Source organism: Bdellovibrio sp. GT3 (assembly GCF_037996765.1).
Taxonomy (GTDB): domain Bacteria; phylum Bdellovibrionota; class Bdellovibrionia; order Bdellovibrionales; family Bdellovibrionaceae; genus Bdellovibrio.
The window spans coordinates 90,113-112,791 of sequence record NZ_JBBNAD010000005.1 but is presented as its reverse complement, the minus strand read 5'-3'; the positions used below and the strand labels follow the sequence as shown (position 1 = coordinate 112,791).

General features: G+C 47.0%; 19 protein-coding genes. 8 read left to right on the top strand and 11 right to left on the bottom strand.

Annotated elements, in window-relative coordinates:
- Positions 1-2: 2 nt before the first annotated feature.
- The 5 genes from lspA to AAAA73_RS07865 form a co-directional block, all read right to left on the bottom strand.
- Positions 3-509 carry a signal peptidase II gene (gene lspA, locus AAAA73_RS07885; RefSeq protein ID WP_340597659.1) on the bottom strand — a complete coding sequence of 169 codons (507 nt, stop codon included), beginning with the start codon at positions 507-509 and terminating at the stop codon, positions 3-5.
- Between the two features lie 21 nt (positions 510-530).
- The gene (locus AAAA73_RS07880; RefSeq protein ID WP_340597658.1) at positions 531-1,133 is read right to left on the bottom strand and encodes a hypothetical protein; all 603 of its coding nucleotides are present in this window, start codon (positions 1,131-1,133) and stop codon (positions 531-533) included.
- 291 nt (positions 1,134-1,424) lie between these two features.
- The gene (locus tag AAAA73_RS07875; RefSeq protein ID WP_340597657.1) at positions 1,425-2,948 is read right to left on the bottom strand and encodes a sigma-54-dependent transcriptional regulator; all 1,524 of its coding nucleotides are present in this window, start codon (positions 2,946-2,948) and stop codon (positions 1,425-1,427) included.
- Positions 2,941-4,821 (bottom strand): ATP-binding protein, encoded by a 1,881-nt coding sequence (locus tag AAAA73_RS07870; protein WP_340597656.1) that lies wholly within the window; start codon positions 4,819-4,821, stop codon positions 2,941-2,943. The genes AAAA73_RS07875 and AAAA73_RS07870 overlap by 8 nt, the downstream gene beginning before the upstream one ends.
- 112 nt (positions 4,822-4,933) lie before the next feature.
- Positions 4,934-6,241: a radical SAM/SPASM domain-containing protein gene (locus tag AAAA73_RS07865; RefSeq protein ID WP_340597655.1), complete on the bottom strand. Its 1,308-nt coding sequence runs from the start codon at positions 6,239-6,241 to the stop codon at positions 4,934-4,936.
- 367 nt (positions 6,242-6,608) lie between these two features.
- Here AAAA73_RS07865 and AAAA73_RS07860 point away from each other — a divergent pair, with 367 nt between their 5' ends.
- The gene (locus AAAA73_RS07860) at positions 6,609-7,457 is read left to right on the top strand and encodes an MBL fold metallo-hydrolase (protein ID WP_340597654.1); all 849 of its coding nucleotides are present in this window, start codon (positions 6,609-6,611) and stop codon (positions 7,455-7,457) included.
- Positions 7,458-7,465: 8 nt separating this feature from the next.
- Here AAAA73_RS07860 and AAAA73_RS07855 read toward each other — a convergent pair whose 3' ends face one another.
- The gene (locus tag AAAA73_RS07855; protein ID WP_340597653.1) at positions 7,466-9,727 is read right to left on the bottom strand and encodes a transglycosylase domain-containing protein; all 2,262 of its coding nucleotides are present in this window, start codon (positions 9,725-9,727) and stop codon (positions 7,466-7,468) included.
- A gap of 111 nt (positions 9,728-9,838) precedes the next feature.
- Between AAAA73_RS07855 and AAAA73_RS07850 the strand changes: the two genes are divergently transcribed.
- The 4 genes from AAAA73_RS07850 (at position 9,839) to AAAA73_RS07835 (ending at position 13,346) form a co-directional block, all read left to right on the top strand.
- A complete protein-coding gene (locus AAAA73_RS07850) occupies positions 9,839-10,447 on the top strand; it encodes a co-chaperone GroES (protein ID WP_340597652.1) in 609 nt (202 codons plus the stop codon).
- A gap of 10 nt (positions 10,448-10,457) precedes the next feature.
- Positions 10,458-11,888, top strand: coding sequence for an alginate export family protein (locus AAAA73_RS07845; protein ID WP_340597651.1), 1,431 nt, complete (start codon positions 10,458-10,460; stop codon positions 11,886-11,888).
- Between the two features lie 477 nt (positions 11,889-12,365).
- The gene (locus AAAA73_RS07840; RefSeq protein WP_340597650.1) at positions 12,366-12,974 is read left to right on the top strand and encodes a hypothetical protein; all 609 of its coding nucleotides are present in this window, start codon (positions 12,366-12,368) and stop codon (positions 12,972-12,974) included.
- A 9-nt stretch (positions 12,975-12,983) separates the two neighbouring features.
- Complete coding sequence (locus AAAA73_RS07835) at positions 12,984-13,346, top strand: hypothetical protein (RefSeq protein WP_340597649.1); 363 nt, start codon at positions 12,984-12,986, stop codon at positions 13,344-13,346.
- Positions 13,347-13,406: 60 nt separating this feature from the next.
- Here AAAA73_RS07835 and AAAA73_RS07830 read toward each other — a convergent pair whose 3' ends face one another.
- On the bottom strand, positions 13,407-14,717 hold the full coding sequence (locus AAAA73_RS07830; RefSeq protein ID WP_340597648.1) for a hypothetical protein: 1,311 nt from the start codon (positions 14,715-14,717) through the stop codon (positions 13,407-13,409).
- 315 nt (positions 14,718-15,032) lie between these two features.
- On the opposite strand from AAAA73_RS07830, the gene AAAA73_RS07825 reads away from it, so the two are divergent.
- Positions 15,033-16,220 (top strand): KamA family radical SAM protein, encoded by a 1,188-nt coding sequence (locus AAAA73_RS07825; RefSeq protein WP_340597647.1) that lies wholly within the window; start codon positions 15,033-15,035, stop codon positions 16,218-16,220.
- On the opposite strand, the gene AAAA73_RS07820 is transcribed toward AAAA73_RS07825, so the two are convergent.
- The 3 genes from AAAA73_RS07820 to AAAA73_RS07810 all read right to left on the bottom strand — a co-directional run bounded on the left by AAAA73_RS07820 (position 16,217) and on the right by AAAA73_RS07810 (position 19,724).
- The gene (locus tag AAAA73_RS07820; RefSeq protein WP_340597646.1) at positions 16,217-16,678 is read right to left on the bottom strand and encodes a hypothetical protein; all 462 of its coding nucleotides are present in this window, start codon (positions 16,676-16,678) and stop codon (positions 16,217-16,219) included. The genes AAAA73_RS07825 and AAAA73_RS07820 overlap by 4 nt on opposite strands.
- Positions 16,679-16,791: 113 nt before the next feature.
- Positions 16,792-17,355, bottom strand: a complete 564-nt coding sequence (locus AAAA73_RS07815; protein WP_340597645.1) for a hypothetical protein — start codon at positions 17,353-17,355, stop codon at positions 16,792-16,794.
- A gap of 68 nt (positions 17,356-17,423) precedes the next feature.
- Positions 17,424-19,724 (bottom strand): ATP-dependent helicase, encoded by a 2,301-nt coding sequence (locus AAAA73_RS07810; RefSeq protein WP_340597644.1) that lies wholly within the window; start codon positions 19,722-19,724, stop codon positions 17,424-17,426.
- Between the two features lie 217 nt (positions 19,725-19,941).
- Here AAAA73_RS07810 and AAAA73_RS07805 point away from each other — a divergent pair, with 217 nt between their 5' ends.
- Together AAAA73_RS07805 and AAAA73_RS07800 are read left to right on the top strand one after the other, a co-directional pair.
- On the top strand, positions 19,942-21,285 hold the full coding sequence (locus AAAA73_RS07805; protein ID WP_340597643.1) for a hypothetical protein: 1,344 nt from the start codon (positions 19,942-19,944) through the stop codon (positions 21,283-21,285).
- Positions 21,282-21,884: a hypothetical protein gene (locus AAAA73_RS07800; protein ID WP_340597642.1), complete on the top strand. Its 603-nt coding sequence runs from the start codon at positions 21,282-21,284 to the stop codon at positions 21,882-21,884. The genes AAAA73_RS07805 and AAAA73_RS07800 overlap by 4 nt, the downstream gene beginning before the upstream one ends.
- Before the next feature lie 7 nt (positions 21,885-21,891).
- Here the strand turns inward: AAAA73_RS07800 and AAAA73_RS07795 are convergent, their stop codons facing one another.
- Positions 21,892-22,572 carry an HdeD family acid-resistance protein gene (locus tag AAAA73_RS07795; protein WP_340597641.1) on the bottom strand — a complete coding sequence of 227 codons (681 nt, stop codon included), beginning with the start codon at positions 22,570-22,572 and terminating at the stop codon, positions 21,892-21,894.
- Positions 22,573-22,679: the final 107 nt, after the last annotated feature.

The following is a 22,679-nucleotide window of genomic DNA, read 5'->3' as shown; positions in this document are numbered from 1 at the left end:
TTTTAAGCGCCTTTTTCAGATTCTTTTTTTTTGCTGTTTTCCAGGAACATCAGCAGTAGCAACAAGCACACACCACCGACGATCGCCATATCGGCAACGTTAAACGCCGGCCAGCTCCATTTTCCGTAGATATGAAAATCCAGGAAGTCGATAACATAGCGGAAGCGGATACGGTCAATGTAGTTACCAATTGCGCCGCCAAAGATGCTCGACAAAGCGATGATCTGTTTCGTGTCGTCGTCCTTCACTCCGCGCAGGATGCCCAGGATGATGATCAAAGCGATCGGGGGCATGGACAGGAAGAACAACTCGCGGAAGGAAGGATGGCTTTCCGCAAGGAAGCCAAACGCTGCGCCAAAGTTTCTGACATAAGTCAGATTGAAGAAATTAGGAATGACGACAACGGATTCGCCCAGGTGGAAATGCGTATGGACGTATAGTTTGGTAACTTGATCCAAAGCGATCAAGAAAGCGGAAATAGCGACCAGCCAGATGTATTTTTTATTCATGTAAGGGCCTCAATGTTCAGATTACTTTAGCATGCCTTTGGACTTCACATAACCGATTTTTATCAGCATGCGCAAGGCTTCAAGATCAGAACTTAAATTGAACTCAACTTTGACTTCCTGAATCATTGCTTTAGTCCCGCAATCAAACAGCTCCATCGCGTCGGAAGTCTGAGTCGTGGTCGTCAGAGTCTTCTCGGTGTAAGAAACCTGGTGTGCTTGTGGAAGCATGACGGGTGGCGCGATTGGAGCCGATACAGTCACAACTGGAGCGGTTTGCTGAGGCTGCAAAACCTGCTGAACCGGGGCGTGGTAGGTTGCGCCCACAGCAGGTTGTGGAGGTGCTTGTTGTTGCACCTGTTGTTGGGGCTGATGCTGTTGCTGTTGAGGGCGATCCAATTCCCCCATCAATCCGGCCAAGCTTTTCAGTTCTGACTTGAAGTTTTTGATACTTGGACGTTCCAAGGCACTTTCACCATCGCGAGTCGCTTTCAGGTACAAACTAACAAGCATATCAGGAGTCGTTGCGATCTCCTTGATATTAGAGTTTTGCGACATCAGCCATTGATAGGCTTTCAGCAGCGTCTCTTTTGTGTAAGCCTGCGGTGGCAAGGGGTTCATAGTCATTAACAGATTTTCCTTAGGGTCGAGGGAGTGACGTTACAAATTTCATAACATCGAGTCAATGACCTTAGAGGCAACGATGCAAAACATATTATGCTGAATTTATAGGCAACACTAAATCTGGGCTTCAATTGCCTCGGAATAAACTAGAGGCGATGCAGAAACCGATTTTTTATTGCGAACTTTAACTTGATTTCGGGGCGTTGGTTTCTTTGTGGCTCGATACTTTGCCACCTTATAAAAAAAGGCCTTCCTGGTGGGAAGGCCTTATCTGAAGCGGATTTTAGGGGATATTTAAATTGAATAGTCTTTGGCGTTGATGCCGTACTTTTCAATTTTTCGTAAAAGCGTCTTCTTTGGAATATTCGCATGCAATGCTGTTTGATTGATGCGGCCGCGGAACGTCTTAAGTGCTTTGATGATAAATTCTTTTTCGAAAGCTTCTTTTTGCGCATTGAAATCCAGATTCTCGCCAGAGTAAGGAACGATTTCCTCTCCTTCAAGATCCTGAGTTTCGATATCGCTGCCAGCCGCATCTTCATCATCGCCCAAACCAGCGTGTGCACTTGCTGCTTTTACGATTCCGGCAGAAGCGATGTCTTGCGCCTGCTCAAACGGAGTCAAATCAATCAAGTTGGTGCCCGTAGCAATCAACAAAGCCTCTGGAAGGCTGGCGATTGTGATCAGATTTGTTGTTTCCAATACGAAGGCGTGCTCAATCACGTTTTCAAGCTCACGGATGTTGCCTGGCCAAGAGTGTTTTTTCAGAACATTCATAGCGTCTGGTGTGATGCCGTTGATGCGCTTGCCATGAGCTTGATTGAACTTCTTGATGAAGATGGTAACCATGTGCTCAAGGTCATCTTTGCGCTCTTGAAGAGCTGGAAGGAATATAGGTACCACGTTCAAACGATAGAACAAATCCTCGCGGAAAGAACCCGCTTTAATCATGTCTTCAAGTGGACGGTTGGTAGCGGCGATGATGCGCACATTCGTTGGGAATTCACGGTTGGAACCAACCGGAGTGAATACTTTCTCCTGAAGCACGCGCAGGATTTTAACCTGCATCAATTGTGGCATGTCGCCGACTTCATCCAGGAACAGAGTGCCGCCTTCGGCAAATTGGAATTTACCGATCTTGCGTTGATCAGCACCTGTGAAAGAGCCTTTTTCGTGTCCGAAAAGCTCTGACTCGAACAGATTTTCAGGAATTGCCGAACAGTTGATAGCGACAAACTTTTCGTCTTTGCGGGCAGAGTTGAAGTGGATCGCCTTGGCAACCAGTTCTTTACCGGTACCGGAGGCACCACGAATCAAAACGGGAGTGTCCACTTTCGCCAGGCGGTGGATGATGTTGAACACTTTCTGCATTTGTGAAGTATGGCCGATAATTTTACGACCTTCCTCCACCATGACCGGTGCAGAGAATGCGATATTGGAAATCAAGTTATGTGCGTTAACGGCTTTGTCGATCAAAGCCAGAAGTTCGTCACCAGCAACTGGTTTTGAAAGATAGTTGTAAGCACCATCTTTAACGGCTTGAACGGCATCGTTCAGGGTTGCGTGGGCTGTCATCACCATAACGATAATGCCGGAATCGAATTCCTTGATTTGGCGAAGAGTCTCAAGGCCGTTCATGCGAGGCATGTCGACGTCAAGAATAACAAGGTCATACTTGGTGGTGCCGGCTTTGATTTTTTCCATGGCATTGATGCCATCGAAGGCTTCGTCAACTTCGAAGCGTTGATTGGATGTTAATGCTGTTTTAACAGACAGTCTTAAACCCTGATCGTCGTCTACTACCAAAACCTTAAGCATTAACGCCCCCTTGTTCCATCGGCAGTTCTACCGTAAATGTGGAACCTTTTCCATCTTTCGACTCCACAAAGATCTTACCTTTGTGCAACTCTGTAAAATATTTAGCCAGATACAGGCCCAAGCCCGAACCTTTGATCTGCGTGCTCTTTACGTTCTTGCTGCGGAAGAACTTCATAAAGATATTGTTAAGCTCGTCCTCTGGTATTCCCGGCCCCTGATCGGATACCTGAATGACCACGCGGTCGGCCTTTTCCTCGCTGGTAACCAGGATTTTCGTGTCATCCGGGCTGTACTTGATGGCGTTTTCCACCAGGTTCGACAAAACCTGTCTCATCAGATCCGGATCCATGCGGATAGGGAACAAAGGCTCCAGCTCAGACACGATTTGAATGCGTTTTACTTTAGCCAGGAACTCATGCTTGCGAATTACTTCCTGAAGGACGGTGTTAATGTCCTTGGTTTGCATATGCAATTCCACACCTTCACTTTGGATTTTTCCGTAGTTCAGAATGGAACTGATGAATTTCAGCAGGTCATCAGAGGATTGCTTGATCGTATCCACCGCTTCACGCTGTTGCGGGCTCAGTGTCACCTGATCTGACAGAATCACATCCGTCATGCCCTGAATCCGTGCGATTGGAGTTTTCAAATCATGTGACATCATGGAAATGAAATTGGTTTTCAACTCTTCAACCTGACTAAGCAGTTTGTTCTTCTGGTAGTATTCCCAGCTGCGGCGATTTTCAATAATCAGACGATAAGGAATAAAGAAGTAATAGACCAAAAAGCCCGCCAATAAAGGCGCGGCCATAGTGATCCACCATCCGAACAGCCAGAAAAGAGCAAATGAAATGGCCGAGAAACTGAAAAGCGTTCCAACCAAAATAACCAAGCCCATTGCCGGGCTCATGCTCAGGACGATCTGGATTGCCAGAATAGAAATCAAAGTCAGCAAAATCCAGTTCACATAATGAGGCATGCGCAAAGGGCTGGAGTTGCGGATCAGTGTGTCTGTCATATTGGCCTGCATTTCGATGCGGGTCATGGCAGACGGGATACGACTATAAGGCGTAAGAATGTAGTCAGCCTCACTGGTGTTCAGGTCGGTGCCGATAATCACTATTTTGTCTTTATAGCGACTCCAGTCCACGGAACCATTGGCAAGATCGTCAAAGGCCGCTGACGGAAAGGAGCCTGGTCGGCGGAAGTCGATAAAAGATTGAGTTGTGTCGTAGAAATCAAAATGCCCACGGATGTTCTCGGGGTTTTGAACCTCTGGATTGTAAAGCGCCGCCAAAGTCACAGGCAGCATGGTTGCGCCTTGATAAGAAAGCAACATACGACGAGTGACACGGTCTTTGGCAAAGTTAATCGTGTCAGAAGTTTTTGGTGCGGAAACCATGCGGATGCTGTCGTAGGGAATCGGCAGATAAAGACTGCGCTCTTCGCCCTTCAGCGGAGTATCCGGAGTGGCCACGAAAACATTGGAGTGGCTGGAGATCAGTTGCGCCCACTCGGATTTATCCTCTTCACTTCCCTGAGCCTGCTCGATTGGGAAATCATAGACGATGGCGCGTGGCTCGGCCGCCAGCAGGTTGTGCAGTATCGCTGACTGATCTTTGGCGTTGGGTTGGCCTTTGAAAATTTGAATGGTGGAGGGTTTGATGTAAACCAGTTCAATTTTTCCTGAAGTTCTTTGCAGAACCTCGGAACGGATGCGGAAGTCGTACAGCCAAGACTCAAGGTAATCCAGATTGATTTGGGCAATAAGCGCCGCCATGATCATAGCTAAGACAGCTCTGATCGCGTACACACGGTATTGCGCTGGTTTCGAGGAGTTTGCAATTTCCTCGAATGGACTTGGCAGTTTCATGGAAGCTGTTGCTCCTGATTATTTTACTGGAATGCAGTTGTCTTCAACTTGAGTCGCTGAAAGCACGGAGCCGCGAGGCTTCACTTTTTTGATATGATTTGCTGCTGTTTTTTTAGTGTTTTCCATAGTCACTGTCCTTTTGAATATCAGTCTGACGACATTTTTTAAAGTATAAAATAGCGGTGCTCATTAAAGTTCTTTGACGTTCACAGAATTGAGCATTTTTTTTGTTTTTGGAGCCTGTGGCCTCTTTGTGGACGAACATGCAGCCGCCACCGCAAAGAAACCGTGCCCAGCATGAATTACAGTTGTTCTGCTGAATCAGTGGTTGGGCGTACTTTTCCAATGCTTCCTCAGAGACCTGGGAGCCGTGTCCGACTTTTTCAGTGGCATTACCCACATCCCAAGGGCAGGAGAATAAGTTGTTTCGGGCATCCACCACCAAAAGAGATTTGCCGGCGCCACAGAAGTTCTCGGTGCGACGTTGGCTGTCCAAAGCTGAAAAGACACGGTTGAAGAAGTTGATCTTGCGAAGGGATTCTTCGCCGCCATCTGCATAAGCCCGGTCCGCGACCAAGTTCATTTGGCTGGTGAATGCTTCACTGGCTTCCTGATTCAATTCGGAAACGCTGTAAGTGAATTCGTAAGTGTCAGCAGGAAATTGGCGGTAGAATTCATAAGCCTTTACCAGGTTCATGTTCTCGGCAGTGAATACTCCGTGCAGGGTGATCGAGCCCAGATCCGCTTTTGCCGCGAAAAGTTTTTTAAGACCTTCCAACACCAAAGCTGTGCTGCCAGTTCCGTTTTTCATTGGGCGGGAGATATCGTTCTGCTCGGCTGCTCCATCGATGCTGACTGAAACGTTGCAACGGATGTCCTTCAGAAGTTCAACATTGGCTTCGGATAAAAGAGTTCCATTGGTCACAATGGCAAACTGCGGGCGAAGGTTTTTTCCCGCCGTCATAAGTTTTACGTAGTTTGCAATGGCGCGAATTCCCTCTGGATACAGCAGGGGTTCACCGCCGATGAAACCGATACGGAATGTTCCAGTGTCGGGAAGCTTTTCCAGGAAAAATTTTAATTGCGGAAGTGTTTTCTCAACGGAGATCTTCGTTTGTGCCGCACCATAAGTTCCATCTCCACCGGCCGCGCAGTAGGTGCATTTCAAATTGCAGATCTGCGTGACATTGATGGTGAGGGAACGAATTTCCCGGGCCAGTTTGTGGGTGGTGACGTCAGGGTTTTCTTCGGACTCCCAGTTGCTTAAAACAGACTGAAGTTCGGAGTCGTCCGGGGACTGCAGGGCATTCCATAGCTCCTCGGAAATGTCGGCGACCTCCAGATTTCGCGCATGAAAAGCCACTGGGGATTCCCCAGGCGCGCGAAAGGCAATGATGTCATTTTGTCTCCGAATTTCCATACCCCGTAGGGATAGCAATAGGTGTACCAGTTTTGAATTCCGGTGGGTAAAATAATTACTAGTAAATTCAATAACTTAGGTGGTGGTGTCTAGGGGCGGTGTGTAACCAACTGGTGCAAAAGGAAACTTCATTCGAGTAATCCTTACCCGGCACTGGTGCATCAGTACTTTTGTCGACTAGACAGGACAAAATATTAATTTGTTTCGTGTTTATTCTGAGGCATCCTTAGATGGTATGTCATTCTCCATAAAATTCTGGGGCGTCAGGGGCTCATTGCCTTCATCCCCACCACCATCAGCTTGGGTAAACCACATCGAAGGAGTTCTGCAGAACTTCTTTAATTCGGGTCATCATAGTGCGCATCAAGTGTCTGAATATATACGTGGTTTGCAGGAACCTGCGGTCGGTGGCTATGGATCTGCAACGACATGTGTTGAGTTGAATTGTGGCAACAGTCAGATCATCATCGATGGTGGCAGCGGAATTCGTTCCATCAGTGAAAGAATTTTGAATGGGACTGCGGTTCGTAAAAAAGGTCCTTACCATATTTTTATGACCCACTTTCATTGGGATCATGTCATCGGTTTGCCATTCTTTGTGCCGCATTTTATTCCTGGTGAGGAAATTCACTACTATGCGGTTCAGTCTGAACTGGAACATCTGATTCGTGGGTTGTTTAAAAAACCTTACTTCCCGGTTCCATTTGAAGCTTTGCAGGCTCGCATACACTTTCACGTGTTGGAGCCTCGTAAGCCGGTGCAAGTGGGTGAATTTAAAGTCACACCTTATCAGCTGGATCATCCAGATCCATGTTGGGGATTTAAGGTTGAAGCTGAAGGTAAAGCGTATGCTCACTGTGTGGATACTGAGGGCACGCGCGTGACTCAGGATGCTCTGGGAGAGGATCTGCCTTTATATCAGAATATCGATTTGATGTATTTTGATGCTCAATACACGTTGCCTGAGTTGGCGGAAAAAGCAAACTGGGGTCATAGTGCCGCACAAGTGGGGCTGGAGATTGCATTCCGAGAGGGAATCAAACAAGTCCTGTTTGCGCATCATGATCCGGGTGCACGTACGGATCATGTCTTGGAGTTGCGCCGTCAGACGATGGAATATTATAGCTCTGTGGCGAAAGCATCTTCTGAAAACAACGAAGAAATGCCGCCTGTCATCTGGGACTTTGCCCACGAAGGACTTGAAGTCATTCTGTAAAAGGCACCTTAGGGTTCGGTGCCTTTTTTAAATACCAATTCAACCGAAGTTGGATCAAAAGGTGCTTGCAGGGCGTTTAGTGCCTTCAAAGTCTCCTCGTCCAAAACAACTTTTACCGCATCTTCTGGAAGAGTAAAGTCATCCGCGGGAAAGCGGCTGCCAATTCGTTTCATGAAATCTGTCCAGACCGGAACGCCGCCACTTGAGCCGGTGAGTTTGTGCTGAAGATTGTTGTCGTAACCCACCCACACGATTGTTGTTAAATACGGAGTGAAACCGCTGAACCAGGCGTCTTTGTTGTCGTTGGTGGTTCCCGTTTTTCCAGCTGCAGGATTGGTGAATCCATTCAGAGGAATCGCTCGCGCTGAACCGGAAATGATGACTTGCTTCATCATGCTGATCAGACTGGCGACGATCGCGGGATCCTCAACCTGGCGGTCATTGGGGTTAAACGTGAACACCTCAGCACCTTCTGCATTCAGGGCTTTGCGAACAAAAGAAATGTCTTTGCGTAATCCCAGATTGGCAATCGTCATGTAGCTTTGCAAAACTTCGCGGGGATACATTTCAAACGCACCAAGAGTCAATGAGGGGAATGGTTTGAGTTCGGATTCAACGCCGAATTTGTGGGCGACATCGACGATGTTTCCAATGCCGACATTCATACCCAGATTGGCTGTTGCGGCATTCATGGAATTTTTCAGGGCATAAAACATCGGAACCATGCCGTAATATTTCTTGCCATAATTTTCAGGCGCCCAGTTTTGACCTTCGAACTTAATGCTTTGTTTTTCGTCATTCAACAAAGTCATCGGGGTGTAGGGCTTGCCCTCGGAAGTTTCGTTCATCAAAGCCGTCAAATAAACAAACGGCTTCATGGTTGAGCCAACCTGACGGTGGCCATCAATGGCGCGATTGAACTGGGTCATGCGATAGTTGCGACCGCCAACAACCACCGTCACCAGGCCAGTGCGGTTGTCGCCAACCAGAACTATTCCTTCCAGGTTATTGCCTTTTTCTTTAAGGCCTTTGATGTGTTTGTTCGTTTTTTCCAGATTATTCAGATGATTGCTTAGTGATTCCTGAGCGGCCTGTTGGGATTCCAAATCAAGGGCTGTGTAGATTCGCAGACCTTCAACAGGAACTTTCAGTGCTTCCATTTGTTTGCGAACTGCATCCAGATAGTACGGAGCTGTTTCCGTAGCCAATGTCACTGGAGCCCGCGGTAGTGGCTTGTTGTCGGCCTCGGTCATTTGGGAATCGCTGATAAAATTAAGACCTTTCATTTTATCCAAAACCAAGTGGCGGCGACGTTCTGCATTCGCAGGTTTTTTAAACGGATTGTAAAGTCCTGGGCTGTTAACAATGGCTGCCAGCAATGAACATTCAGATAAATCCAGATCGCTGACTTCTTTGTTGAAGTAATATCGTGCAGCGGAGCCGTAGCCGCGCACCTGGAATGAACCATTTTGGCCCATGTAAATGACGTTCAGATAAGTTTCCAGAATTTCATCTTTGTTAAATCGCGATTCCAAAAGAATCGACATGATAAATTCCTGGTACTTCCTTTTCAGAGTGCGTTCACTTGTCAGGAAATAGTTCTTCACCAATTGTTGCGTGATGGTGCTGCCGCCTTCCTTGCGACCCGTGGTGATATTTCGAACCAAGGCGCGAAGGATGCCCTTAAAGCTGATGCCGCCGTGTTCAAGAAATTGTGCGTCCTCAATTGCCATAATTGCGTTGGAACACGTGGGAGGAACCTCTCCTAATGTCACGGTTTTTTGCATTAAAGGTTCGTTACCAATGTACTGTGCCAAAAGAGGGGCTTCGCCAAAGACGGATGCGACTTCCTGAAAGGGCGCGCCAATATAGATTTTTGAAATGGTGCTGTCGTTCTGGAACACCAAAATCTGCATGGAGCTATCGACCTTTGCGGTTGAGATATCTTTATTCACCCAGGCAAAACAGCCAATTTGGTTCTCATCCAACGGCAGTTGCAGTCGGGCGCTGCACTGCTCACGGTCAGCGATGAAATAGTCTCCTTGCAAGAGTCGCTGATCATAGTCACGTCGACGGAAATTCTGCTTGGTAAAGAGGCTTTCAATGCCGTCTGGAGAACCGGAATTTCGTGCGCTGAAAACACGGGGGCCTGCATAGTATTCGGTGGGTACTATGAATCGCTTGGATTCAAGCTTTTGTGTCATCTCTTTTTCGAGTGAAAAATAGGAATAAGTGGCAAACCCAAGTCCCGCGATGATTGCAAGCGTCACAAGGATTGTAAAACAAAATAAAATGGTCTTTAATCGTGGTCGCAACATGCACATAGAGTAGTACGAAAAACAGACACTGTTGAAGTAGTTTTTTCGTGAAAGGGAAAAGTTGTGGCTAAGAAGAAATCTTCTGCAAAGAAAGCCGTAAAGAAGACCGCTAAAAAGGTCGTAAAAAAATCTGCGAATAAAGTAGCAAAAAAAGCATCTAAAAAGACTCCAGCAAAAAAGGCGGCTGTAAAAAAGGCGCCGGTTAAGAAAAAATCCGCAGGAAAGCCGGTTAAGAAAGCTGCTCCTAAAAGAGTAGCTCCCAAAAAAGCCGTTTCTGCCAAAGTCACGCCAAAGAAAACGACAACTGCCAAAGCGCCTGCCAATAAACATCTGGTAACGAAAGCGGCACCTCAAAAGATTGTGGACTTGACGGATTTCGTGACTCCTTTGGATGATCGTTTGATCGTACAAACATCAGGTGCGGAGCGCACAACGGCAAGTGGTTTGCTTTTCATTCCTGATACGGTAGCGGATGTTTCCGGGAACCTTCATGGAACTGTTGTTTCTGTTGGACGTGGCCATGTGAACAAAAAAGGCCATCTGCGCCCGATGGAACTTAAAGTGGGGGACAAAGTTGTCTTCTCACAATACTCAGGCTCTAAAGTTAAAATTCAAAATGAAGACCTCGTGATCCTTCGTGAAACCGAAGTGATGGGCGTGGTTGAAAAGTAAAGGAATACGAATGTTGAAAGCACATTTTCTAAAAGTATTGGGTCTTTCCATTGTGCTGACGTCCACTGCGGCGCAAGCGATGTCATTGGACTGGTCGGGTGGCTACCGTGCGGAATGGGTTGAGGTTGATAAACCTTCTTTGACGAACCCGACGGAAAGAAAAGCCTACGGCTTGAATTACCTTTATCTGACTCCGAAAATTATCGCAGCAGATGGTATTAACATCATTTCTCGCTTTGATGTGTTCAACAGCGAAATGTATCCAGGTTCCCAGTTGGGCACAATCTGGGGCATGAACACTTCTGATGTGGCAGCAACTTCCGGTAACCAAGGTCCGGCAACTGTTTCTGCAAGTCAGTTGTACTTGAGCGTGAACCAGGAATTTGGTTCCTTGAAAGTGGGACGCATGCCTTTCGATTTCGGTCTGGGCATGTTGTATTCCGGTGGCAATGGATCGTTTGATCACTGGTATAACACTCGTGACATGGTTTCTTACAAAGTCATCGTGGGTGACTGGTCTTTGACGCCGATGTTGGGTCGTATGTACGCCAATGATTTTGGTCAGGGCAACAACCAGACGTTCTGGGGTGCTCAGCTTCAATACGAAAATATCGAAGCAAAATCTTTGATGGGTGTTTATGTCGAGCAGAAAAAAGGTGCTCGTACGACTTTGAACTACTCTGACGCGCAAAAAGCGGCTTATTGCGCAGGCGCGACCCCATGTGATGTGGCTGGCGATATGAGCATCAACACGACAAGTTTCGTTATCGGTCGTGGTTGGGATGCATTCGGATATAAATTCGAAGGTGCTTTCCAGTCTGGTGAGACTGGTATCAGACGTGGCACTGAAGACGTGAAAATGGACGGCTTCGGTTTGGCGGCAGAATTGTACTTCCCGGCAAGAGAATCCAAATGGGACTACTCCTTTAAACTGGGTATGGCGACCGGTGATTCTGATTCTACAAACTTCAGTGGTTTTGCATTCAATAAAAACTACGATGTAGCGATGTTGATGTTCAATCACCGTTTGGGCGGAGCTGATCTTTTCAACACGAATGCGGTGAAACCAAGATATCCATCTGATCAAACGCAACCAGACCAGTTGAGTGTTGGAAATTCAGCGGATGACGAAAGTGTTGGCAATGCTTACTACTTGGCGCCGACTGTGAATTACACAATCAACGAGCGCTTCAACCTTCGTAATACACTTATTTATGCTCAATTGATGAACGCTGTGCCGAATTCTGTTGATGCTAAAAAAGATTTGGGCCTAGAATGGGATATCGAAGTTGTTTATAAACCAATTGAACGTGTTCAATGGGTGAATCAACTTGGATTGTTGTTCCCTGGTGAAGCTTGGAAAAATGGTACAGGCACCACTGGTAACAAAGGTAACGATTTTACATTTGGATTTGCATCTAAAGCCGCCATCAGCTTTTGATCACAACTTGATTGCAACTTGTACGACAGCTTGATGACTACATGATACTACTTGTTTGGTGGTGAGCAGGGCCCCGGGGGGAAACCCCCGGGGATTTTTTTTGCCCGAATCTGGGTACTTCAAATGCACAGGGATAGAAATCTGGTATTTCGCGACACGCCTTCCGGGCTCGCCGTGGCCCGCCTTTGGCGGGTGCGCGGATGCAAAGGGCTCCTGCCCTTTGCCCTTCGGGCTGACGCGCAAAAATAGCTTCCTGCTATTTTTGTCCATGCGCCCACGGAGGTCGCTGCATACCAGATTTCTATCCCTGTGCATTTGAAGAACAGGATCTGTCATTTGAAATGCTTCGGGGGATTTCTTGAGATGAGGGGAGGGGGGAATTAGGATTTGGGGATGAGGTTTTTTTTCTTTGTTCTTATTTTTGGGGTTGGGTTTTTGGGGTGTGCTCATGCGGGGGGGCCTGTGCCGGAGTTGCCTATGGTTGATAAGTTGCTTGTGGTGCCTTTGACTTCGGGGAATTGGCAGGTGGCTTATGATGGTGGGGGGCAGACGCATTTTCCTTTGGATGGTACGGGGGATTTGGTTTTTTATCCTCAGAAGGCGCGGACTTCGGGGCAGACTTTTGCCAGTTTGATTTTGCTTAAAAGTACTGTGGATACTCCAGTAAATGATTTTGTGGCGCGATTGGAAGTGACGACGGTGAGTCAGTTGCGATCTTCGACTCCCAATGATTGGGAAGTGTTCTGGTTCGTCAGTAACTATCGGAAAGATCCGAAATTGATTAAAACTGCGAATTACTTTTTGCAGAAGCCCAACACAGGTGTGGAGATGGGGCGGTTTTTTGCCGAGACGGGGCAGAAGTTTTTGGTGACCTCGGAGGCCGCGAAGCTGGGTGTGGGTCAGCGTTCAACTTACTATTTTGCAAAGCAAGGGAAAAGGTATCGGGTTTTCCGTGACGGAGTTCAGGTTTTAGACTACCAAGGAAAAGAGATGCCCGAATCTCTCTATGATCAGGCGGGTGCATTGGGACTGTACGCTGAAGATGCGGTGGTTCGGATTCACTCTTTCGCATATCGGGCTTTGTAGGGGAGCAACATGAAGCAAGTATTGGTATTGATTTCCACGTTGTTAATTTCTGTTTCTGCGTTTGCCTGGAAGATGGTTGCTAACGACAATATTTTTCCGAATGGTCCGCAAATGAAAATCTATCCGATCAATTCCAAGGATGCTTATTCTGAAGTTCTTGTTCGCGTAAGCCGAGGGACGGTTCGAGTATCAAATCCGATGATCTGGTTGAAGAACAAAGGTCAGCAACCTTTGTGGACTGTTCAAGGTGACTACCGCGGTCCACGCGATGCGGGGGCTCGTTTTTTTCAGGATCAGGTTATTGATCTTCGTATGAACGTTCAAAATCTGGATAGAAACATTCCAGCAAATATTCAAATCTACATTCGCTAAAAAAGGAAACGGGCCCGTCGTGAGCCCGTTGGAGGAAATTGTTAGTTTTCTCTTTTTTGATTAGTAGCGAAGAGAACCCGCTGTTCTTCCTGTACCCAGTGTTTGCGGTTGAATGTTTTGAACCGGCACTGTGTTGATCGTTGAAGTTCCAGCTGGAGACGGGATGAACTGTTGTGGCATGCCCGTCGATTGGAAAGTGCCATTGATCACTTGAACCGGTACTTGACCCGGAAGTGTTGTGATACCAACTCCTGTTGCTCCACCGCGACCCGCAGAACCTACGCGAGAGTAAGCTACACCATCGACTACGATAATACCGTCTGCTGAAAGTACCGCCCCTTGGCCAGCCATAATCTGAGCCATTTGGTTGTTGATTTGCATTTGCAGATTGTTGGACATTTCATTTGCTTGCGCCATACCTGCTGGAACGATCTGAGCCGCTTTATAGTATACAGAGAAGTTGCCCAAATCCTGGCGGCGAATATCGAACTCTTGAAGATTTTTGCTATCCCAAGCAGCCTTAGCCAATGCCACGGATTCCTTGGAAAGCATTTTATATGTCGCCGTCAAATCTTTCGCAAATGGTGTCTTTCTGATGTTGGAATCGTTAGCCATATCGCCAAGTGGTTTCAATGATTCGATAGTTTGTTCCTTGATATCCTTATAAGTCAGACCAGCATCAGAAGATCTAAGTTCTGCCAAATGTTCACCCAGTGGTTGAATCATTTCAGTTTTAAGGATCTCGACAACTTTTTTATTGTCGATATTGAATACTGAGGATTTTGTGAAAAGGTTCTGAACTGCATTTGAAATACAAGTGTTGATAGCATCAATGCTTTCATGGCGATCACGACAAGTGTCGACGGCTTTTTGAAGTGCGACGGCACCATCTTTTTTGCCGTTGGAAATCTCTTTTTCATCAACCAGGGATTCTTCTTTATCCTCAGCAGCTTCTTTTTTCGAGACTTTTACGCGCTTAGCACCGCGCTCAGCAGGCTCGTCTTCCTTTGTCGTTTCTGAAGCCGATAGCAATTCTTTGGCGATTTCATTTAGTTCAGAAGTATTGGTTTGGAAATTTTCATCAAAAACATAAGTTGTGGAGCAATTGCCACAAAGGACGATGGATCCACTCTCTGTTTTGAATTCGACTTTATTAAGTGTAACGTCAGTTTGGTCACCTTTTTTGCGGTATTGAGCAACGTATTCTTTGCCATCAAGTTCAAAAGTGCTGCTTTTGAATGATTCCTTTTCGGATGCAAGATCCGTCAGCGTATAGCTGATCATTGATTTAGGTGGCGAGATATTAAATCCAAGCACCGCAAGCAAGACACCTGTCATAGCCCATTTTTTTTGACTGTCGTTAAATTTCATAAAGTCCTCCTTATATATATGGGTCTTCCAGACCCTATTTCCTACTACTAGCTAAAGCGAAGTGCGCGCCAACTGGCGGCTGTTTGGTTGGCACAGGTAAATGACCGATACCCCTGGGGATTCTCATCTTGAGAAGGGCGTTCTATAAAACCTCACATGTCGAACTTCTAGGGTTTCACTCTGAGAATTCTTTATTACCTCGTGTTTTCATGGGTTTATGGGGCTGGGGGTGTGTTAAGGGAAATCCGCTAAAAATGACCATTTTGGGCCCTTCTGCTTGCGTAAGTGGCGATTTTCATTGATAACACCCACTCAATGAAGCTGAATTTCCCCCCTTCTCCTAGGCCAGAACATATCGCTGAATCCGATTGGAACAATTGGACCTGGCAGCTTCGTCATTCTCTTAAATCTAAAGCGGATTTTGAAAAGAGCTTCCAGCTTTCCGACAATGAGCTGGCGGCCTTCAGTGAAGGGGCAGAGTTATTTAATATTCGCACGACGCCTTATTATGCCAGTCTTGCCAAAGACGAAGGTGATTCCATTCGTCAGATTTTGATGCCGCAAAAATTTGAGATCGAAGAAGGCTCCCAGCAAATGCTGGATCCTTTGGGCGAACGCAAAAACAATCCCGCGCCACGCGTGATTCATCGCTATTCAGATCGTGTTCTGTTTTTGATCACGGATATCTGCAGTGTTTATTGTCGCTTTTGCACGCGCAAGCATTTCACCGGTCAAGAACAGGCCTTTATTCGTAACGAAGAGTATGAAAAGGCCCTCGAGTACATCAAAACCCATCCTGGTATTCGTGAGGTTATTTTGTCAGGCGGTGATCCGCTGACGGTAAGTGACGGGCAGTTGGATCGTGTGTTGGGTGATTTACGTGCGATTGATCACGTCGAGATCATCCGTATCGGTTCGCGTATGCCGGTGGTATGTCCGATGCGTATCACGGATGATCTGGTTAAGATTTTAAAAAAGCACAAGCCGGTGTTTTTGATGTCGCACTTCAACCACCCGAACGAGCTGACGGCGGAAGCGGCAGCAGGTCTTGAAAAGCTTGTGGATAACGGCGTTCCGGTGATGAATCAGATGGTGCTATTGAATGGCATCAACAATCATCCGGCGCTGGTGCAGGCCTTGAATCGCCGTCTGTTATTTTTAAGAGTAAAACCTTACTACATGTTCCAATGTGATCCTTCGCAAGGAACGGATCATCTGCGCACTTCGATCGAAGATTCCCTGGAAATTCAAAAAGAACTATGGGGGCATTTGTCAGGTCTGGCGATGCCAAATCTGTCCGTGGATATTCCTGACGGCGGCGGTAAGACTTATCTGGTTCCGAACTTTGAAACAGCCCGTGATGGCAATGTGCGTTTTTATAAAGGCTGGGACGGAGTCGATGCGAAGTATGTCAGTCCGGCTGCAGAAAAAATCAAAAAGCCGGAACTGCATCACTATCTGGAAGAGTGGAATAAATTGAAAGCTGCAAAAGCTCCGCTTTAAGGCTTGTAAACCAGTTCCAGGATCCCGTAGTCGTTTTCCACGCCCACTGAGAAATCGAAAAATTCAACTTCAGGTTTGCCACTGAACTGCAACCACTGAGACATGGAATCAAACTTACGTGGCTCGGAGTTGCGATCTGTCACCCAGTACAAGACCTGGAATGCTGTTTTCTCAAGCTTTGCATGATTGTATTCTTGAACCAGGAAATGCACGCGGAACTCGCGCAGCATCTTTGTGCCTTTGCCACACCAGACATCCCAATCCCATGCGTCGGGACGGTCGTAGACATGGGCGCATTTTAAAATGATTTCGCCATCGTTGCTCATCCAGCGAAACTGAACGTTGTCTTCGGTGACCTTCTTGGGGCCGATCAATTCAAATCCAGGTCGGGGAGCTGCAAAACACAGTGAGGAAACCAATAAACCCAAAGTAACGATGAAAAACTTAAATGTTGTCATACTTCAAGGGTAACAATGGGGTCGGCAAAAAATCAAAGTAAACTGGGAGTTGAAAACGAAAAAAGGCTTCGGATGTCCGAAGCCTTTCGTCATTTCAAACTTTCAGGAAACAATTAGTTCCAGAAAAGAGAGAAGTTTAGGAAAGCGATGTTGAAACCCATGTCCAATTCGCCTTTTTTCTCAAGACGAAGTTCTGGAGTGTAAGTGATACCATCCAGGATTTGGAAACGTTTACCGCCACCAAGGAAGAAGCCGAATTGGTTTTCGTAGTCTGCGCCGTCACGAACAGAGTAAAGACCTACACCCGCTTTAGCAAAGAATGAAGTTTTCAAATCGCTTTGGAAGTTGTAAGCGCCGATCGCTGCAAGGTCGATCAAAGTTTCGCTGCTGCCAGTTCCAGAGAATGCTTTGGAAAGAATTTGGATGCCGCCTTCGCCGCCTACTTGCCAGCCGTCTTGCAAATAACGCAAGTAAGAAACACTTGCCGCAATTGCTGTGCCGCTGTCGCAATCTTTACAGTTGTTGCCGGAAATGAAATGACCTTGAGTAAGGTTCGTTGTGATTTCATTCATAGGAGCAGAGCTGTATGAAGTGAAAGAAGAAGTGTAATCTTTTGCTGAAGCTACAGAGCAAACTGCGGAAACGACTACGGCTGCTGATACTAAAAGTTTTTTCATGGAGACTCCTTATAATTGTTCAACAAAATGATTGTTGTTTATCAAAAAGGAGTCAACCCCATTTTCTATTAAACTCTTTCAAGGCGGGCGTACTTCGCCACAAACTTTTTAACCGTATTGTCGGTGAACATAACGCTTACTTTCAAAGCATCGCCAGCGCCTTCGGTCGCATAGACTGTGCCGACTCCAAAAGTTGGATGGCGCACACGCATGCCTTTTGAGTAAGAACTCTTGTTGGATGAGTCCATGTCATCATAGTCCGGGAAGTCCTGGGTATCGAAGTCGTCGCCACCAGTGCGTGGCTTATTGCGTGTTCCACCAGTCGACGAGGACCATGCACTTGGAAAGTACTCGTCCGAGTTGCTGCCACTGCTGCCGTATTTGGAAACAAAACGCGGAGCTTCAGCCGCCGCAGATTTGAAAGTGACAAACTGATTCGGAATTTCTTTTAAGAAACGGGATGGAGGATTGAATTGCTCCTGACCCCAAACGCGGCGCATTTTTGCGTATGTCAGCCATAGCTTCTGGCGAGCGCGGGTCATGCCCACGTAAGCCAAGCGACGTTCTTCCTCGACATCATCTTTGTCTTCGGATTCAGAACTGCGGGCACTTGGGAAAAGATTTTCCTCAAGACCGACGACGAAGACATAAGGAAATTCCAAACCTTTGGAAATATGCAGGGTCATCATCGTTACCGAATTTTGCTCCTGATCCAAAGAGTCCACGTCATTCACCAAAGCCATTTCCTCAAGGAAGCTGGTCAAAGTGGATTCTTCGCCACGTTCTTTACTGAACTGGGCGATGGCGTTGTCGAGTTCCTCTAAGTTTTCAATACGAGCTTGAGCTTCAGGGGACTCATCCTTTTTCAAGGCCATCAGATATTCTGTGCGATCCAAGACGATGTGATAAAAGTCAGTCAGTTTGAACGAAGTGGCATTCACTTGCAGTTCGCCCATCATATCCATGAAACGGCGGATTTTGCCTGAAGTGCCCGCGTTGAACAGGCGCTCATTCACGGCTTTTTCGGCAGCTTCCATCATCGTCATGTTCTTTTGATGAGCCAGCTCTTCAATTTTCTCGACGGTGGTTTTGCCAATACCGCGTGCCGGGACATTGATAATGCGTTTGAAGGCGATATCGTCTGCGGGATTGATGGAAAGTTTCAAGTAGCAAAGGATGTCCTTGATCTCCATGCGCTCATAGAAACGCACGCCGCCCACCAGGCGATACGGAATACCTGTTGTGCGAAGTTGCTCTTCCAGGACGCGTGACTGGGCATTGGTGCGATAGAAGATTGCATAGTCGTTGTAGGAACCTTCGCCATCATTGATCATGGTCTGAATGGTTTTTGCGGCGAATTTCGCTTCGTCATATTCATTGCGCTCTTCGCGCACGTTGATCAAATCGCCTTCCTGATTGGAAGTGAAAAGCGTTTTGTCTTTTCTTTGCGAGTTGTTTTTGATCACGGCTGTTGCGGCGTTCACGATGTTTGCAGAGGAACGATAGTTCTCCTCCAGCTTAACAACTTTGGCCTCTGGGAAATCCTTTTCGAAATCCAAAATGTTCTTAATGTCCGCTCCGCGCCAAGAGTAAATCGACTGATCCTCATCCCCAACAACGCAAAGATTGCGATGAGCCTTGGCCAGCATCTGTACCAGCAAATATTGAATGTGATTGGTATCCTGATACTCATCCACCATGATGAAACGGAATTTTTGCTGATATTGCGCCAGAATATCCGGATACATGCGGAAGAGTTCGTAGGTCTTCATCAAAAGATCATCGAAATCCAGACTGTTAGCTTTGCGCATTTCTGCTTCGTAGGCCCTGTAGACATCGACAGTTTTTTGATCCATCAGGCGTTTGTTGCCCTTTTCAAATTGCTCCGGATTCAAACCCATCATCTTTGCGCTGCTGATGCGACCCTGGAAGTTTTTTGCCGGATAAATTTTGTCGTTGATGTTCAATGCCGTCATGACTTTTTTGATTTGCGCCAAAGAGTCAGAGGAGTCGTAAATTCCGAAGAATGGTTTGTAATCCAAAAGCGTGATGTGCTGACGAAGGATGCGAACGCAAAAGCTATGGAAGGTGGAGATCCAAAGCTGACTGTGAACCGGAACCTGAAGGTCGGTCAGCAGCTTGTAAATACGATGTTCCATCTCTTTGGCAGCCTTATTAGTAAAGGTCACCATCAGGATTTCGTCAGGGCTCGCGGCCCCGTTTCCGATCATATTTGCCATACGGTGGGTAAGAACCCGTGTTTTACCGGAGCCCGCTCCTGCCAAAATCAATACAGGTCCCTCAAGGGTTTCAACCGCATCCTTCTGCGCAGGATTCAAATTTTTCGTAACAAATTCCAATACATCCATGCGAGCTCTCCCGATTCAAGTCCCCTGTTTGGCTAAGGCGGCGGGCTTGGGGCGCCGAAGCCTTGGTGAAGGAGACTGTCGAAGTTTTAGTGGGACTGACAAAGTTTGTCTATCCCTAAGTTATCATTGAGTTTTTTGTGAACTTCCGCTAAAACTATAACGCATTTGGTCGAAGACCGTGCGAGGCACCTTTTTTATAGTGCCTGGAGAGGACTTTGTGAAGCTTGTTCTTCCTAAAATCACTTCCGTAATCCTATTGGCCATGGCTGTCACGGCGTGCTCTGGTCAGGAGAATACGTCGCAGGTTTCTGGTTCTGTTCAAGTTCTTGCTCCCATGAACGATAGCAAGAACGGGTACTCCTTGAAATTCATTGAGCTTTCAGGTTTGGATAGTCTGCGTGAGGTTTCCGGACGTTTCGTTCGCTTTTTTATCAGTCCCCGAATTTTGGACAATCGCTTAAATGGCCCTGCACCGCAGGGGCGTTTTATCAAAAACACCGATGGCAATTTCGTTCCTACCAATGAGCAAAGTCAGCAATTGGTGGCGATCTATGGACATATGCAAAATCTGGCAAAATTGGATGAAGAAGTCGGAGCGGGTGGTGTGAATCACTGGCCGCGAGATATTGGTGTTGCAGTTCGTGAATCCAGTGGCTTGATTAACAACGCACTTTACGATGGCTCGACAGATTCCATTTTGATCGTTCCGTACACTCACCAAAATCTGCCAATCGCAGTGAATGGCGGGATTCTGGCGCATGAACATTTTCACTCCCTTTACTACAAATTGGTGATGAAGGACTTCAAGGATCCGGCGGGCGAGCAGGAGATCCACACGGGCTCCAATCATGATCGCAGTGAATTTTTGAAGCTGGCGGGAATTGTGGAAGATAAAGCGAATGCGACTTCTTTGCGCGTCGACGGCGCTCCGAAGATTGGCAAAGGTCGCGAGATTGTGGTTTCTGAAAAATTGGTAAAGCGCTATTACAACCGTTATCTTCACCGTGGCCTGAATGAAGGCTTGGCGGATTTCTGGGGTTGGGTTTATACCGGCGATCCCGAATTTATTGCTTCCTCCCTGCCGGACTTCAAACGTCAACGTTCTTTGAATGTGGCAGAGTATGAAGTGGTCAGTCTGGTTGCTGCAGAAAGACTTCGCAGCATCACGGCAAGCTACGTGAACTTCAACTCCCGTCAAGCCTATGAGGAATACATGCGTGACATGGCGTACAGCCTGGGAACCAAGTACTCACGCTTGTTGAAATTGTTCACTGATAAATCAGCGGAGTCCCGCGGTGTCGATGCTTTGGAGATGCGCAAGAAAGTTGCGACCTGGATCGTGAAGGCTCTGCCGGTTTTCCGTCAGGACTTTATCAACGTTGAAGCAAGCACGTATTATCCACCGACTCGTTTCCTGACAGTATTGTCGGCGCAAATTCCTGATATGAATGAAAAAGAATGTCAGTTCATGGTCGAAATTATTAATTCTGCAGAGACGAATTCCAATAAGAGCTGCTTAAGCCAAAACGGACGCTTTGAAATTAGCGAGGCTCAGAAATGAGACTGATCCTGGCGGCTTTGATTTTAATGGTTTCCACAAATGTTTTTGCGCAACAATCGCGCATGAAAAGACCTGTGGTTGCGCCGCAAATAAATCAATTGCAGATTTATCCATTGTCCTTTGAATTGCGCTATGAAAAAGATGCGGCTGAAAACTGGCTGGAACAGAAACCGCAGAATATCAGTTTTGCCTATCGGGCAACGGCCTGGTCTATTTTGTTTGAGTACTCCCAGTTTAATGAGTCTTCCGGAAACTCCACATTGAATATCGAGCGTGATCACAAAGAGATGGTTATGTGGGGGCGCTGGCACTTGTGGAGGCATGGACAGAAAAATCCGCGTTTTTCCATTTTTGGCGCGGGCGGAATTGGTACCTACACCGAGGAAATTACCACCACTCTGGCAAGTGATCGTCTGACGGAATCAACAGGTTCAAAAATGATGGGTGGTTTCGCCGTGGGAGCAGATGCCTCGTATCAATTCACGAAAAGTTTTGGAGCGATCGCAAGCCTTGAGGGGCGTGCGCTGATGGGGCAGGATTTTGATCCAAACCCCACGTTCGGCGGCATTGTGCGCACCGGATTGTTCTTCGCCTGGTAGTTTCAGACTAGTGAAGTCTTGAAGAGCCTTCACTGTCCTTGTCCTTGTCTTTTCTTTTCTCATCAGAGCCACTGTGTTCATCTTCCAAATCGGCATTTTGTTTGTGGAAGTATTCGTACTCAATCTCATCGTAGGTTTCCGGTAGCAGCGAGTTCATGTTGCGCACGACTTCTTTTCTTGCTTTACGAATAGAATATCCCAATCCAAGCAGACTGAGACCGCCTATGATCAAGTCGACACCAACGAAAGTTCCAATTGTCCAAAATGAGGATACCGGAAAGCTGAACAGAATAATTGCCGCAAGTAAGATGGAGACCAACCCGTTCATCAGGTAGTAGCCCCAGCCCGTTGTGCGTTCCACAGCAGCACCTATGACTTTCGCAAGTCCTCCAGCGAAAAGAAAAAAGCCAATCATAAAGGTCAGAACCATCGTGTTTGCGACGGGATTTCTGGCGATGAGGACGGCACACACCAAAGCAAGACAACCCAAGGCCACATGGGGCCATAGCTGTCCAGTCTTACGCCCTTGGATTCCATACGCGATCTGTGCGATGCCGCCGATAGCAAGAATAACAGACAAGGTCATGACCGCTGCAAAAGTGGTGGCGGATGCGAATGCCAAGGCCACAAGTCCCAGCACTGTGTAGAGTGCGCCAACGACAATCAAGCGAGTGGATTTTTTGCTCATGTAAAGCCTCCAGCCTTCGCCTGCCGGGATACGGCTGGCGAGCCATTTCGTTTGGCTTAAGCATGATCTTGCTTTGAACCATTACCAAGGGGGAAATCGGCGGATTG